Genomic DNA, 13,009 nt, shown 5'->3' with positions numbered 1-13,009 from the left:
CTCTCCGGTCCTCAGGCTTCGGCGCGCTCGCGCGGCTGCTTGTCGGCATAGACGCGCTCCTTGAACGGGGCGATGCCGATGCGGGACAGGGTTTCGATAAAGCGTTCGTCCTCGATGCGGTTGGCGACGAAGGTGTCGATGATGCGGCTCACCACGTCGGGCATTTCCTCGGCGCTGAACGACGGGCCGATCACCTTGCCCAGCGCGGTCTGGTTGCCCTGCGCACCGCCCAGCGTGACCTGGTACCACTCGGAACCGTCCTTGTCGACGCCCAGCACGCCGATATTGCCGACGTGGTGGTGGCCGCAGGCGTTGATGCAGCCCGAGATGTTCAGCGAGATCTCGCCCAGGTCGTAGACGTAGTCGAGATCGTCGAAGCGGTCCTGGATCGCCTGCGCGATCGGGATCGACTTGGCATTGGCGAGCGAGCAGAAGTCGCCGCCGGGGCAGGCGATGATGTCGGTCAGCAGGCCGATGTTGGGCGTCGCCAGGCCGGCCTTCTTCGCCAGCTGCCACAGCGCGTACAGGTCCTGCTTCTTCACGTCGGGCAGCACCAGGTTCTGTTCGTGCGCCACGCGCAGCTCGCCGAAGCCGAACTGGTCGGCCAGGTCGGCCACGGCTTCCATCTGCGCATCGGTGGCGTCGCCCGGGGGCGAGGCCACGCCCGGCTTGGTCGACAGCGTCACCGCGGCGTAGCCCGGCACCTTGTGGCCGTGCACGCTGCGGCTGACCCAGCGCGCGAAGGCCTTGTCCTCGAGCAGGTGCTTTTCGTACGAGGCATCGGTGTCGGCCAGCTTTTCATACGCCGGCGGCGTGAAGTACTGCGCCACGCGGTCGAATTCGGCCTGCGTCAGCGTAGCCGGACCGTCCTTGCTGTGCTGCCACTCTTCCTCGACTTCCTGGGCGAACTTGTCTGCGCCGATCGCCTTCACCAGGATCTTGATGCGGGCCTTGTACTTGTTGTCGCGGCGACCGTAGCGGTTATACACGCGGATCGCCGACTCGATGTAGGTCAGCATGTGCTGCCACGGCAGGTCGTCCTTGATCACCGTGCCCAGGATCGGGGTACGGCCGAGGCCGCCGCCGGCCAGGATGCGCAGGCGCGTTTCGCCGTCGGCATTCTTGTAGGCGTAGACGCCGATGTCGTGCATCTGCACCACGGCGCGGTCGTCCTTCGAGGCCGAGATCGCGATCTTGAACTTGCGCGGCAGGAAGGCGAATTCCGGCTGGAACGTGCTCCACTGGCGCAGCAGCTCGGCCAGCACGCGCGGGTCCACCGACTCGTCCGGCGCCACGCCGGCGAAGTGGTCGGTGGTGATGTTGCGCACGCAGTTGCCCGAGGTCTGGATCGCGTGCATCTCGACGCTGGCGAGCTCGGCCAGCACGTCGGGCACGCGCTCCAGCTCCATCCAGTTGTACTGGATGTTCTGGCGGGTCGAGAAGTGACCGTAGCCGCGGTCGTACTCGCGCGCGATATGGGCCAGCTTGCGCAGCTGCTTCGACGACAGCAGGCCGTACGGAATCGCCACGCGCAGCATGTAGGCGTGGCGCTGCATGTACAGGCCGTTCTGCAGCCGCAGCGGCAGGAATTCTTCCTCGGTCAGCTCGTCCGACAGGCGGCGGCGCACCTGGTCACGGAACTGGGCGACGCGCTCGGCGACGATGCGCTGGTCATATTGGTCGTACTGATACATGGCGGGGTCCGTTCAGTATTCGTTGAATTCAGGAAACGAGCTTGATGGCGACGAGTGTCAGGGTCGTCGCCAGGGCGGCACGCACCAGCCGCTCGGGCAGCGCCCGCGACAGTTGCGCGCCCAGCCAGATGCCGGGGATCGAACCCACCAGCAGTGCCAGCAGCAAATTCCAGTCGACCGTGCCGAGCCATACGTGGCCCAGCCCGGCCAGCGCCGTCAGCGGGACGGCGTAGGCAATGTCGGTGCCGGCCACTTCGGCCGGCTTCATGTGGGGATACAGCAGCAGGATCAGCGTGGCGCCGACCGCGCCGGCACCGATCGACGAGACCGTGACCAGCACGCCGATCACCGCGCCGACGATAATGGTGGCAACCACCTGCCTGCGGCCATGCAGCTGGAAGCGCGGGTTGCGTTCCAGCCAGGCCAGCATCTGGCGGCGAAACAGCAGCGACAGCACCGTCAGCAGCACCGACACGCCGATGGTCACGCGGATCGCATGCAGCCACCGGCCGTCGAGTTCGCCGGCGCTCTTCAGCACCAGGATGGCGGCCACCGCCGCCGGCAGGCTGCCGATGCACAGGCGCCGCACCACCTGCCACTGCACGTGACCGTGGGCGCGATGCGCGATGGTGCCGAAACCCTTGGTGATGGACGCGAAGGCGAGGTCGGTGCCGACCGCGGTGGCGGGCGAGAAGCCGAACAGCAGCGTCAGCAGCGGCGTCATCAGCGAGCCCCCTCCCACGCCGGTCAGTCCGACGAGGACGCCTACGAACAGACCGGAAAAGGTATAGGCCAGGGACATGGGGGACTCGGTGTGGCGTGGCCCGCGGATCTCGCCGTGGAACTGGCCGCGGCGGGAAGGCGCACCGAGGGCAGGCCGTTCATTAACAAAGTTCGAGAATCGTAATAAACTGGCCTCATACCTCAAACTAATAAGAAGTTGTTTGTTTATACGACCGCAGATATATGAACTTGCACCAGTTCCGCTTCGTGCGGGAAGCCGTCCGGCAGAATTACAACCTGACCGAGGCCGCTAAAGCGCTCTATACGTCACAACCCGGCGTATCCAAGGCCATCATCGAGCTGGAAGAAGAATTGGGGGTCGATATCTTCACGCGCCACGGCAAGCGCATCCGCAGCCTGACCGAGCCCGGCCGCCGCATCCTCAGCTCGGTCGAGAAGATCCTGCAGGAGGTGGAAAGCCTGAAGCGCGTCGGCATGGACTATGCGGCACAGGACCAGGGCAACTTCACCATCGCCACCACGCACACCCAGGCGCGCTATGCGCTGCCGCGCGTGATCAGCGAGTTCACCAAGCGCTATCCCAAGGTGCGGCTGTCGATCCAGCAGGGCAACCCGGCGCAGATCGCCGACATGCTGCTGCATGACCAGGCCGACATCGGCATCGCCACCGAAGGCATCTCCAGCGACAAGAATCTGGTGTCGCTGCCGGGCTACCAGTGGACCCATATGGTGATTACGCCGCCCGAGCACCCGCTGCTGGATAAAAAGCACCTGGCGCTGGAAGACCTGATGGGATACCCGCTGATCACCTACGATGCCAACTTCGCCGGGCGCACCAAGATCGACAAGGCCTTCGCGCTGCGCCACCTGACGCCGGACATCGTGCTCGAGGCCATCGACGCGGACGTGATCAAGACCTATGTGGAAATCGGGCTGGGCGTGGGCATCGTCGCCGGCGTCGCCTATGATGCCGAGCGCGACCGCAACCTGCGCGGCATTGCCGCCGGGCACCTGTTCGGCAGCAACGTGACCCACCTGGCCGTCAAGCAGGGGGCCTACCTGCGCAGCTTTGTCTACACCTTCATCGAACTGTTCTCGCCGACGCTCAACCGCAAGCTGGTCGAGCAGGCCATGTCCGGCGAACACGAAGCCTACGAACTCTGAGGCGGCCACCGCTGCCGCCCCGCTCTATATAAGAAGTCAATCCACGATGCCTGCCCTGCCTATCCCAACCTGCCGTCCGGAGGTTCTGTGAGCGACCTGCCCCGCATCCACTGGACCGAAAACGGCGTCGAGCACAGCGCCGCCTGGCGCTCTGAGGCCGGCCTGCCGCCGCCGCGGCGCGTGGTCGTCGCCGACGACACCACCAGCGCCGACAGCGCCTACCGCCTTGCCTGCGAAGGCACCGCGCTGCTGTGGCGGGGCGATTTCCAGAACGCGCGCCAGTTGCTGAATGCGCTGGCGCGCCGCACCGAGCGCAAGCCCAAGAAGGCCAGCCGCCCCGGCCACAAGGCCCGGGACAAGAGCCAGGCGGCGTCGCCCACCGAGGCTTTCCACCTGCACCGGCTGGCGCAGTCGCAGCGCGCCCGCACGCTGGGCATGCTGCTGCTGCCGTTCGAGGCCGGCCACCAGATCCCGCTGCGCCGCGCGCCCGATGTGCAGCAAGCGTGCGAACAGGTCTACGGCCCGGCCGGCGAGCCCTACGTGGCCTCGCTGCGCGAGCTGCTGGGCATGATCGGCGCGTTCGAGTGGCGCAGGAAGGGCGTCGAGATCCCGGCGCTGGAAGACCGCATCCACCCGTGGTACGGCGTGTTCTCGCCGGTGCGCGGCGAGTACATCGACCTGGTCGCGGCCGAGCCGCTGCCGGCCAAGACGCTGGCCTTCGATATCGGCACCGGCACCGGCGTGCTGGCCGCGGTGCTGGCCCGCCGTGGCGTGCAGCGCGTGGTCGCCACCGACCAGGACCCGCGCGCGCTGGCCTGCGCGCGCGAGAACATCGCCCGGCTCGGCTACGCCGAGCAGGTCGAGGTGATCGAGGCCGACCTGTTTCCTGCCGGCCGGGCGCCGCTGGTGGTATGCAACCCGCCGTGGGTGCCGGCACGGCCCAGTTCGCCGGTCGAGCGCGCCGTCTATGACCCCGACAGCGCCATGCTGCGCGGCTTCCTGCAAGGGCTGGCCGATCACCTGGAACCCGGTGGCGAGGGCTGGCTGCTGCTGTCCGACCTGGCCGAGCACCTTGGCCTGCGCCAGCGCGACGAACTCGCGGGCTGGATCGAGGCGGCCGGGCTGAAGGTGCTGGGCCGCTCCGACATCCGCCCGCGCCACCCGCGCGCCGCCGATGCTGCCGACCCGCTGCACGCGGCGCGCTCGGCGGAAGTCACCTCGCTCTGGCGCCTGGGCGTGCGCTAAGCCTGCTAGCGCCGCCGCAGGGGCAACGGTGCCCCGCTGGCCGAGTTCGGCTATCCTTTCCCGTCACATATAAGAACGGAGGAGACCATGCTGAAGCTGCCCCTGCGCCCCCTGCTGCTTGCTGGCGCGCTGTTCCTCGCTGGCGCCGCCCGTGCCGACATCCGCGTCGGCATCGACGTGTCCACCACCGGGCCGGCCGCCTCGATCGGCATCCCGTCCAAGAACACCGTGCTGATGTGGCCGCCGACGCTGGGCGGCCAGAAGGCGCACTACATCATCCTGGATGACGGCACCGACCCGGCGGCCGCGGTGCGCAACGTGCGCAAGCTGATCTCCGAGGAGAAGGTCGACGTGATCGTCGGCCCCAACATCACGCCCACCGCGATCGCCGCGCTCGACGCCGTGGCCGAGGGCGAGACCCCGATGGTGGCGCTGGCCGCCTCGGCCGCCATCGTCGAGCCGCAGACGGACGCCAAGCGCCGCTGGGCCTTCAAGATGCCGCAGAACGACTCGCACATGGCCACCGTGCTGACCGAGTACATGAGCAACCACGGCGTTAGGACGGTCGGCTTTATCGGCTTTGCCGACGCCTACGGCGAAAGCTGGTGGCGCGAGTTCTCGAAGCTGGCGGAGCTACGCAAGATCCGGGTGGTGGCCAGCGAACGCTTCTCGCGCAACGACACCTCGGTCACCGGGCAGGTACTCAAGCTGATGGCGGCCAACCCGGACGCGATCCTGATCGCCGGCGCCGGCACGCCGTCGGTGCTGCCGCAGAAGACGCTGGGCGAGCGCGGCTACAAGGGCAAGGTCTACCAGACCCACGGCATCGCCACCTGGGACTTCCTGCGCATGGGCGGCAAGGACGTCGAAGGCACGCTGTTCCCGACCGGACCGGTGGTGGTGGCGCGCCAGCTGCCCGAGAGCCATCCGGTGCGCAAGGTCGCGCTGGACTTCGTCAATCGTTACGAAGCAAAGTACGGCGCCGACAGCGTGACGCAGTTCGCCGGCGATGCCTGGGGCGCATGGATGCTGCTCGACGACGCTGCCCGCCGCGCGCTGAAGACCGGCGCCCAGCCCGGCACGCGCGAGTTCCGCGCGGCCATGCGCGACGCGCTGGAAACCACCACCAATCTCACCATCCCCAACGGCGTGATGAACCTGAACCCGAAAGACCACCAGGGCTTCGACCAGCGTTCGCGCGTGATGGGGGTGATCCGCAACGGCAAGTTCGCCTACGCGGGCGACAAGTAGCCCGCCGCATCGACGCATCGACGCATCAATGCAACAACGCATCACGAAAGGAAGCCTGGCATGAGCACCACTCCCACCCCCGTCACCATCGCCTTTATCGGCCTGGGCGCCATGGGCTCGCACATGGTGCGCCACCTGCTGGCCGCCGGCCACACCGTGCGCGCCTTCGTGCGGCGCCCGGAGGCCGCCGAGGCCGCGCGCGCGCTGGGGGCAGAACCGTTCTTCACGCCCGCCGAGGCAGCCCGCGGCGCCAGCGTGGTCTTCACCAACGTGACCTCGTCCGAAGACGTGCGCGAGGTGCTGCTGGGCGCGCAGGGCGTGATCCACGGGGCCGCGCCCGGCACCATCTGCATCGACCACAGCACCATCTCGCCCATCGTCACGCGCGAGATCGCCGCGGCGCTGGAAGCGCGCGGCATCGAGGCGCTCGACTGCCCGGTCTCGGGCGGCACCATGGGCGCCGAGGCCGGCACGCTGACCATCATGGTCGGCGGCAAGGCCGAGATGCTGGAACGCGTGCGCCCGCTGCTGGAGCGGCTCGGCAAGACCATCACCCATATCGGCGACCACGGCGCCGGCCAGGTCGCCAAGCTGTGCAACCAGATCGCCCAGGTGGTCAATATCGAAGGCATTGCCGAAGCGATGCGCTTTGCCGCCGCGCAGAACGTCGATACCGGGCGCGTGTTCGAGGCCATGGCGACCGGCATGGCCGGCAGCCGCATGCTCGACCTGATGGGCCCCAAGATGGTGGCGCGCAACTTTGCCGCCGGCATCGAGGCGCGGCTGCACGACAAGGACTTCGGGCTGGCGCGCGATATCGCCGAGGAAATCGGCCTGGCGCTGCCGGCGATGCAGGCCACCTCGGCGCAACTGCGCGCGCTGATGGACAAGGGCTGGGGCAAGGACGATACCTCGTCGCTGCTGCGCGTGCTGGAGGGCTGAAGCCCCGGCGCGCGCCGGCGGCTCAGCGCGCCACCAGCCGCAGCACCGCTTGCGTCAGGGCACCGTCCGCGCTGGCCAGGCTGTCCAGCACATTGAAGTGATGGCAGTCCGGCAGCACCAGGTCGCTCGCCGCCGGATGCGCCACCTTGGCCGGCCACGCCGCCCGGATCAGCGCATGCTGGCGGTGGTATTCGGCCGCCTCCAGCTGGCCCACGGCGATCGCCAGCGGTGCATCGTCGGCCGGCGCCATGTATGCGGGCGACAACCGCGCAACATCGGCCTGCGATAACTTCAGGTCGCACTGCAGGAAGGCCGCGCGCCGCAGCGGCTCCAGGTCGTACAACCCGCTCACCGAGAGGCCGCCGCGGACCAGCCCAGCGGGCAGGTCGGCGCCAAACTGCGGCCAGCGCGCGGCCATCAGCATCGCCACCAGGTGGCCGCCCACCGAATGCCCCGCCACGAACAGCCGCTGCGGGTCATGGCCGAGACGGTCCGCCTGCCGGTACAGCCAGGCCACGCTGCGCAGCACCTGCTGCACGATTTCCGGCACCGTCGCCGTCGGCACCAGCGTGTAGTTGACCACCGCCACCGACACCCCCAGCGCCGGCAGGGCGCCGGCGACGAAGCTGTGGTCGTGCTTGTCCAGCGCGCGGTAATAGCCGCCGTGCACGAATACCAGCAGCGGCGGCAAGGCCCCGTTGGCGCGCTGGGCCGGGAAGTAGTCCAGGGTCTCGCCGGAAGCGTGGCGCAAGTCCGGGCGCAAGTCCGCGCCGGCATAGCTCAGGTCTGCCAGGTACTGGCCGCGCGCACGCACCTGCGCGGACCACTGCGCCCAGCGTGCCAGATGCGCCGGGTTGTCCGGCACGTTGGCGCGGTTGTTGTACTCGCGGTCATAGAAGGCGGGGTCCTGCGAAGGCAGGCTGGCAAGGCGCGCAAGCAAGTCTGGGTCGGTCATGGCGGTCGGGATCGGCACAATCGGTACGGTGGGCGGGCGCAGGACTGGACGCCATGCTACCGGATTTGCCTGCCCCCGGACCGGCCCGGCGCCGGTTGTCCGGCGGCTGGATTTCCGGCATAATCCCCGGCTCAGCCCGGCATCGGTTCCGATGCCGTCACACCTGCCCGGGTGGTGAAACAGGTAGACGCAGGGGACTCAAAATCCCCCGCCGCAAGGCGTGTCGGTTCGAGTCCGACCCCGGGCACCATCACACGATCTTCCGGAAACAAGATCTCCCGAAAATCCAGATAGCTGGAAGGTTTCGTAGCCCATGCCCCGCGCCGGGGATTTTCATCAGCTTGTGGTCAGCTACAGTTCCGGTACCGTGACGTGGCGCGAGCCTCACTCCGAGGACGACATGAGTATTCCGAACAAATGGCGCGAGCCGTTCAGAGAAGCGTCAATCGAACGCCAGACCATAGGCGAATCAGGCGCTGACGTTTTCCGCATCCGCCGCCATGACGGAAAGGAACTGTTCCTGAAGTCCGAGCCGGCAGGGTCGCTCAGTGAACTTCCCGACGAGATTGCCCGTCTCCGCTGGCTGAATCGGCTTGGCCTGCCCGCGCCCTCGGTTCTCGACACGACCACGGAAGAAAACCGCCACTGGCTGCTCATGACTGCGCTGCCCGGGCGGGACCTGGCCAGCGCCACCGACCTGTCGCCGCCACAAGTCATAGGTATCATGGCGACGGCATTGCGCGCCCTGCATCGGGTGCCCATTGCGGAATGTCCCTTCGACCACCGTCTGGAGCAACGCATAGCGGCCGCCAAAGACCGCGTCAGTGCCGGCCTCGTCGATGAAACGGACTTCGACAAAAACAGGCTGGGACGAACCGCCACGGATTTGTTCAAAGAGCTTTTGTCTTCAAGGCCCCAGGGCCCGCATGATCTCGTGGTAACCCACGGGGATGCCTGCCTGCCGAACTTCATGGCTGATGCAGGTCAGTTCACGGGCTTTCTCGACTGCGGCCGACTCGGCATCAGCGATCGTTTTCAGGACCTGGCACTTGCAGCACGCAGCATTGAGCGCAATCTCGGGCCGAACTGGGTCGCGCCGTTCTTTCGTGAATATGGGGTCGTGCCTGACGAGCGACGCCTTGCGTTTTACTGCTTGCTGGACGAATTCTTCTGACCCGTCCACCGCTTGAGGTCCGCTGACGGCCTCGTAGAGCCTGCCAGCGGAATGCGCCATGCTCAGACCTCGATTTCGTCGAGCTTGTGCGTGACCGTCGTCTTAGGCAATGCGCGGTTTTGCTTTCCTGTGGCGCTGTTCAGGTCGCGCGAGCAGATGTGTTCAATGGCTGCACCGCCAGCCGCATTCCCATCGCCTCGAGAATGGCCGACAGGCTGCTGAGCGCCGGATTGCCCTTCGGCGAAAGCGTGCGATAGAGCTGGGTAGGATTCAGGTGCGCCCGCTCGGCCACGGCCTGAACACCGCCAAAGGCCTGCGCCATCTGGCGCAGCACGACCAGCAACTCTGCCTGGTCACCATCGGCCAGGATGCCATTGATGACCTCCAGCGCCAGTGCCGGATCGCTGTGGTACAGCTCGGCCATCGCCTCGTCATGGGGCCTGCTTCTCATCATCCGATCTCCGTTGCCAGTCCTGCCAACAGCCCACCGCTCGGGCGATATCCGCGTCCTGCGTCCGCTTGTCGCCACCACACAGGAGCAGCACCACGCGATGACCGGACACGGCGTAATAAACCCGATAGCCCGGCCCGACGTCGATGCGCAGCTCCCACACGCCTTCACGGCAGAACTTGTGGTCGCCGAAATTGCCCAGCTCGACCCGGGCCACCCGGCGAATCACCGCCACCTTGGCCTGGCTGTCACGCAGCTGCCGAAGCCAGTCCAGGTAGAGATCCTGATGCTCGCCCGGCGTCAAGTAGTGCTCGATTCGGTAGAGATGCATTTTCGTCTATAAACGAATAAAGATCAAGCCACCGACTCGGGCGTTGCACAGGACCACTTTGGAAATTTGCCGTGGTACCAGCCGGTTCGGTCACATCGCTTATACCTCCAATGCCTTCCGGCCGACGTTTCAAGGTGTGTCGGACAGCGCCCACTGGTGCCCCGGGGCGCGGCTTCCTATCCTATGGCATTGCCATCCCATCAACCCCGGAGCGACCATGAGCCGACTGACCCTACCCGCCCTAGCCTGCGCCGCGCTGCTGGCCGGCTGTGCCGGCGCCAATATGGAAAGCCTGACCCAGGCCGGCGGCAGCCTGTTCACCGCCGCCACGCTGTCGGACAGCAACGTCAAGACGCTGTCGGACCAGTCCTGCGCCGAGATGGACAAGAAGAACACCATCGCGGCGGCCAACAGTACCTACGCGCGGCGCCTGGCCACCGTGATGAGTGGCCTGGGCAATACCGGGCTGCCGCTCGACGCCAAGGTCTACGTGACCAAGGACATCAATGCCTGGGCCATGGCCAACGGCTGCGTGCGCGTCTACAGCGGGCTGATGGACCTGCTCAGCGATGATGAAGTGCGTGGCGTGGTGGGCCACGAGATCGGCCATGTGGCGCTGGGCCACACCAAGGCGGCGATGCAGGTGGCCTATACCGCGGCCGCGGCGCGCGGCTTGCTGGGATCGACCGGCATCGCATCGCTGACGGCGCTGTCGTCGTCGCAGATCGGCGCGCTGGCCGAGCAGTTCGTCAACGCGCAGTTCTCGCAGCGCCAGGAAACCGCGGCCGATGATTACTCCTTCGACCTGCTGACGAAGAACGGCGCCAACCGCCAGGCGCTGGCATCCGCGTTCCGCAAGATGTCGCAGCTCGATGGCGGGCAATCGAGCATGCTCAGTTCGCACCCGGGTTCGCTCGAGCGCGCCAAGCATATCGAGGCACGCCTGGCCGGCGGGCGCTGAGCCCGGCGCATTCGCCGCTGCCGCCGCACCCATCCGGGTGAGGCGGCACCCCGCTTCGGCCAGGTACGTCGCGTCCCTTTGCGCCACGCTGATCCGTACCGGCCCACGCAGCCGCGCCACCGCTGCGCACTATGTTGACTGCGTTTAATTCACCGACAAAAGCTTTCACTACGCCTGCCTCAAAGCGGCGCAGATAATCCCTCTCGCCGCCTCGATACGGCCATGCTGACACACGCAGTGCGTGCGTGCCATCACCGCAATCGGCCAGCGTCGCGGTTATCGCGCGTGTGACAGGCGGTGCGCCGCACCACCGCAATGCCGCGCCTGCGCCCCCCGAGAGCAGAACGCCAGCGCCCCCACGCCCGGATCGCCCACCTCGCCCAACCTGCCTCACTCGTTCAGGAGCCTTCGATGGACTGGTTGCATGAGATTTTCCAGAAGTCGCCCGAATCCGCGCTGTTCCTGTCGCTGGCGGTCGGCTACGCGATCGGCAAGATCACGTTCGGGCGTTTCCAGCTGGGCGGCGTGGCCGGCTCGCTGCTGGCCGCGGTGGTGATCAGCCAGGTCGGCGTCGAGATCGACAACGGCGTCAAGGCGGTGATGTTCGCCGTCTTCATCTACGCGGTGGGCTATGAAAGCGGCCCGCAGTTCTTCAACTCGCTGAACCGCAGCTCGCTGCGCGAGATCGCCATGGCGGTGTTCATGGCGGTGTGCGGCCTGGTCACGGTGGTGGTGCTGGCCAAGCTGTTCCATCTCGACAAGGGCCTGGCCGCAGGCCTCGCCGCCGGCGGCATGACGCAGTCGGCCATCATCGGCACCGCGGGCGACGCCATCACCAAGCTGGGCCTGCCACCCGACCAGGTCAAGACCATGCAGGCCAACGTCGCGATCGGCTATGCGGTGACCTATGTGTTCGGCTCGCTCGGCGCGATCATCGTCTGCGTCAACATCCTGCCGCGCTTCATGAAGGCGGACCTGAAGACGGATGCCAAGAAGGTCGAGGCCAAGCTCAACGGCGGCCTGCCGCAGTATGGCCCGGGCCAGCGCGGTGCGCTGCCGCGGCTGGTCGGGCGGTTGTATCGCGTCAACGATGCGACCGGACAAACCGTCGCGCAGCTGGAGATGGCCGGCGAAGACCTCGTCACCGTGGAAAAGGTGCAGCGCGCCGGCAAGCAGATCGAGGTCACGCAGGACCTGGTGCTGCAACACGACGACCTGGTACTGCTGGTGGGACGCCGCGACGCCATCGTGCCGGCCGCCGCGCAGATCGGCGAGGAAGTCGCCGATGCCGACGGCATGGGCGCGGTGATGCAGTCGCGCAACGTGGTGTTCACCGCCAAGGGCATGAACAACAAGACCGTCGCCGAGATCGTCGACATGGTGGGGCGCGACATGCGCCATGGCGTCTATATCGAGCGCATCGAGCGCTATGATCACCCGCTGCCGCTGCTGCCCGAGTTGAAGCTGCAGCACGGCGACATCCTCACGCTGTATGGCACGCCTGCCGACACCAAGCGCGCGGCGGGGATGGCCGGCTACGAGCTGGTGCCGAGCGAGAAGACGGACTTCGTCTACTTCGGCGCCGGCGTGCTGGTGGGCCTGCTGATCGGCCTGCTGGTCTGGCGCATCGGCTCGATCCCGCTGACACTGGGCGCGGGCGGCGGCGCGCTGCTGTCGGGGCTGGTGTTCGGCTGGGCACGGTCCAAGCACAAGATGTTCGGCGCCATGCCGACCGCCGCTTGCCAGCTGCTGAAGGATTTCGGCCTGGCCGCGTTCGTCGCCATCGTCGGCATCAACTCCGGCCTGCAGGCAGTGACCACGCTGCGCCAGAGCGGCCTGACCATCTTCCTGCTGGGCGCGGTGGTGACGCTGCTGCCGCTGTTCCTGACCATGCTGTTCGGCCGCTACGTGCTGAAGTACGACAACGCCGCGCTGCTGGCCGGCGCGCTGTCGGGCTCGCGCAGCGCCAACCCGGCCTTCGGCGGCATCCTGGACAAGGCCGAAAGCCCGGTGCCGACGGTGCCGTTCGCCATCACCTATGCGCTCGCCAACGTGCTGCTGACGCTGCTGGGCCCGCTGGTGGTGGGCCTGGTCTAG

12 protein-coding genes and 1 tRNA gene are annotated in these 13,009 nt (G+C 67.1%); 8 read left to right on the top strand and 5 right to left on the bottom strand.

Annotation, left to right across the window (positions count from 1 at the left end):
• Window positions 1–11 precede the first annotated feature (11 nt).
• A complete protein-coding gene (locus tag C7416_RS12800) occupies window positions 12–1,694 on the bottom strand; it encodes a nitrite/sulfite reductase (RefSeq protein WP_111519275.1) in 1,683 nt (560 codons plus the stop codon).
• Window positions 1,695–1,722: 28 nt separating this feature from the next.
• A complete protein-coding gene (locus C7416_RS12795; RefSeq protein WP_111519274.1) occupies window positions 1,723–2,496 on the bottom strand; it encodes a sulfite exporter TauE/SafE family protein in 774 nt (257 codons plus the stop codon).
• Between the two features lie 164 nt (window positions 2,497–2,660).
• On the opposite strand from C7416_RS12795, the gene C7416_RS12790 reads away from it, so the two are divergent.
• From C7416_RS12790 to C7416_RS12775, 4 genes are all read left to right on the top strand, one after another.
• Entirely contained in the window at window positions 2,661–3,602 is a 942-nt protein-coding gene (locus C7416_RS12790) for a CysB family HTH-type transcriptional regulator (protein WP_111519273.1), read from the top strand.
• Between the two features lie 87 nt (window positions 3,603–3,689).
• Entirely contained in the window at window positions 3,690–4,847 is a 1,158-nt protein-coding gene (locus C7416_RS12785; RefSeq protein ID WP_111519272.1) for a methyltransferase, read from the top strand.
• Window positions 4,848–4,934: 87 nt separating this feature from the next.
• The gene (locus tag C7416_RS12780) at window positions 4,935–6,098 is read left to right on the top strand and encodes an ABC transporter substrate-binding protein (RefSeq protein WP_111519271.1); all 1,164 of its coding nucleotides are present in this window, start codon (window positions 4,935–4,937) and stop codon (window positions 6,096–6,098) included.
• 24 nt (window positions 6,099–6,122) lie between these two features.
• The gene (locus C7416_RS12775) at window positions 6,123–7,040 is read left to right on the top strand and encodes an NAD(P)-dependent oxidoreductase (protein ID WP_373425003.1); all 918 of its coding nucleotides are present in this window, start codon (window positions 6,123–6,125) and stop codon (window positions 7,038–7,040) included.
• Between the two features lie 22 nt (window positions 7,041–7,062).
• On the opposite strand, the gene C7416_RS12770 is transcribed toward C7416_RS12775, so the two are convergent.
• Window positions 7,063–7,995, bottom strand: coding sequence for an alpha/beta hydrolase (locus C7416_RS12770; protein ID WP_111519269.1), 933 nt, complete (start codon window positions 7,993–7,995; stop codon window positions 7,063–7,065).
• 165 nt (window positions 7,996–8,160) lie between these two features.
• Between C7416_RS12770 and C7416_RS12765 the strand changes: the two genes are divergently transcribed.
• Together C7416_RS12765 and C7416_RS12760 are read left to right on the top strand one after the other, a co-directional pair.
• A tRNA-Leu gene (locus C7416_RS12765) sits at window positions 8,161–8,245 on the top strand.
• A gap of 150 nt (window positions 8,246–8,395) precedes the next feature.
• Window positions 8,396–9,169 carry an APH(3')-II family aminoglycoside O-phosphotransferase gene (locus C7416_RS12760; RefSeq protein WP_181461225.1) on the top strand — a complete coding sequence of 258 codons (774 nt, stop codon included), beginning with the start codon at window positions 8,396–8,398 and terminating at the stop codon, window positions 9,167–9,169.
• Window positions 9,170–9,308: 139 nt separating this feature from the next.
• Here the strand turns inward: C7416_RS12760 and C7416_RS12755 are convergent, their stop codons facing one another.
• Both C7416_RS12755 and C7416_RS12750 read right to left on the bottom strand, forming a co-directional pair.
• Entirely contained in the window at window positions 9,309–9,620 is a 312-nt protein-coding gene (locus C7416_RS12755) for a helix-turn-helix domain-containing transcriptional regulator (protein WP_111519514.1), read from the bottom strand.
• Complete coding sequence (locus C7416_RS12750) at window positions 9,601–9,951, bottom strand: type II toxin-antitoxin system RelE/ParE family toxin (RefSeq protein ID WP_111519268.1); 351 nt, start codon at window positions 9,949–9,951, stop codon at window positions 9,601–9,603. The genes C7416_RS12755 and C7416_RS12750 overlap by 20 nt, the downstream gene beginning before the upstream one ends.
• A 217-nt stretch (window positions 9,952–10,168) precedes the next feature.
• Here C7416_RS12750 and loiP point away from each other — a divergent pair, with 217 nt between their 5' ends.
• Both loiP and aspT read left to right on the top strand, forming a co-directional pair.
• On the top strand, window positions 10,169–10,912 hold the full coding sequence (loiP, locus tag C7416_RS12745; RefSeq protein ID WP_111519267.1) for a metalloprotease LoiP: 744 nt from the start codon (window positions 10,169–10,171) through the stop codon (window positions 10,910–10,912).
• 411 nt (window positions 10,913–11,323) lie between these two features.
• Window positions 11,324–13,009 carry an aspartate-alanine antiporter gene (gene aspT, locus C7416_RS12740; protein WP_111519266.1) on the top strand — a complete coding sequence of 562 codons (1,686 nt, stop codon included), beginning with the start codon at window positions 11,324–11,326 and terminating at the stop codon, window positions 13,007–13,009.

The organism is Cupriavidus phytorum (genome assembly GCF_003254285.1).
GTDB classification, from domain to species: Bacteria; Pseudomonadota; Gammaproteobacteria; order Burkholderiales; family Burkholderiaceae; genus Cupriavidus; species Cupriavidus phytorum.
The sequence above is the reverse complement of the archived record's forward strand: the minus strand, read 5'-3'. Positions and strand labels throughout refer to the sequence as shown.

Coding starts and splice junctions, on each gene's coding strand:
- C7416_RS12795 (WP_111519274.1), bottom strand. CDS start 2,496: ATGTCCCTGGCCTATACCTTTTCCGGTCTGTTCGTAGGCGTCCTCGTC.
- C7416_RS12790 (WP_111519273.1), top strand. CDS start 2,661: ATGAACTTGCACCAGTTCCGCTTCGTGCGGGAAGCCGTCCGGCAGAAT.
- C7416_RS12800 (WP_111519275.1), bottom strand. CDS start 1,694: ATGTATCAGTACGACCAATATGACCAGCGCATCGTCGCCGAGCGCGTC.
- loiP (WP_111519267.1), top strand. CDS start 10,169: ATGAGCCGACTGACCCTACCCGCCCTAGCCTGCGCCGCGCTGCTGGCC.
- C7416_RS12755 (WP_111519514.1), bottom strand. CDS start 9,620: ATGAGAAGCAGGCCCCATGACGAGGCGATGGCCGAGCTGTACCACAGC.
- C7416_RS12780 (WP_111519271.1), top strand. CDS start 4,935: ATGCTGAAGCTGCCCCTGCGCCCCCTGCTGCTTGCTGGCGCGCTGTTC.
- C7416_RS12770 (WP_111519269.1), bottom strand. CDS start 7,995: ATGACCGACCCAGACTTGCTTGCGCGCCTTGCCAGCCTGCCTTCGCAG.
- C7416_RS12760 (WP_181461225.1), top strand. CDS start 8,396: ATGAGTATTCCGAACAAATGGCGCGAGCCGTTCAGAGAAGCGTCAATC.
- C7416_RS12750 (WP_111519268.1), bottom strand. CDS start 9,951: ATGCATCTCTACCGAATCGAGCACTACTTGACGCCGGGCGAGCATCAG.
- aspT (WP_111519266.1), top strand. CDS start 11,324: ATGGACTGGTTGCATGAGATTTTCCAGAAGTCGCCCGAATCCGCGCTG.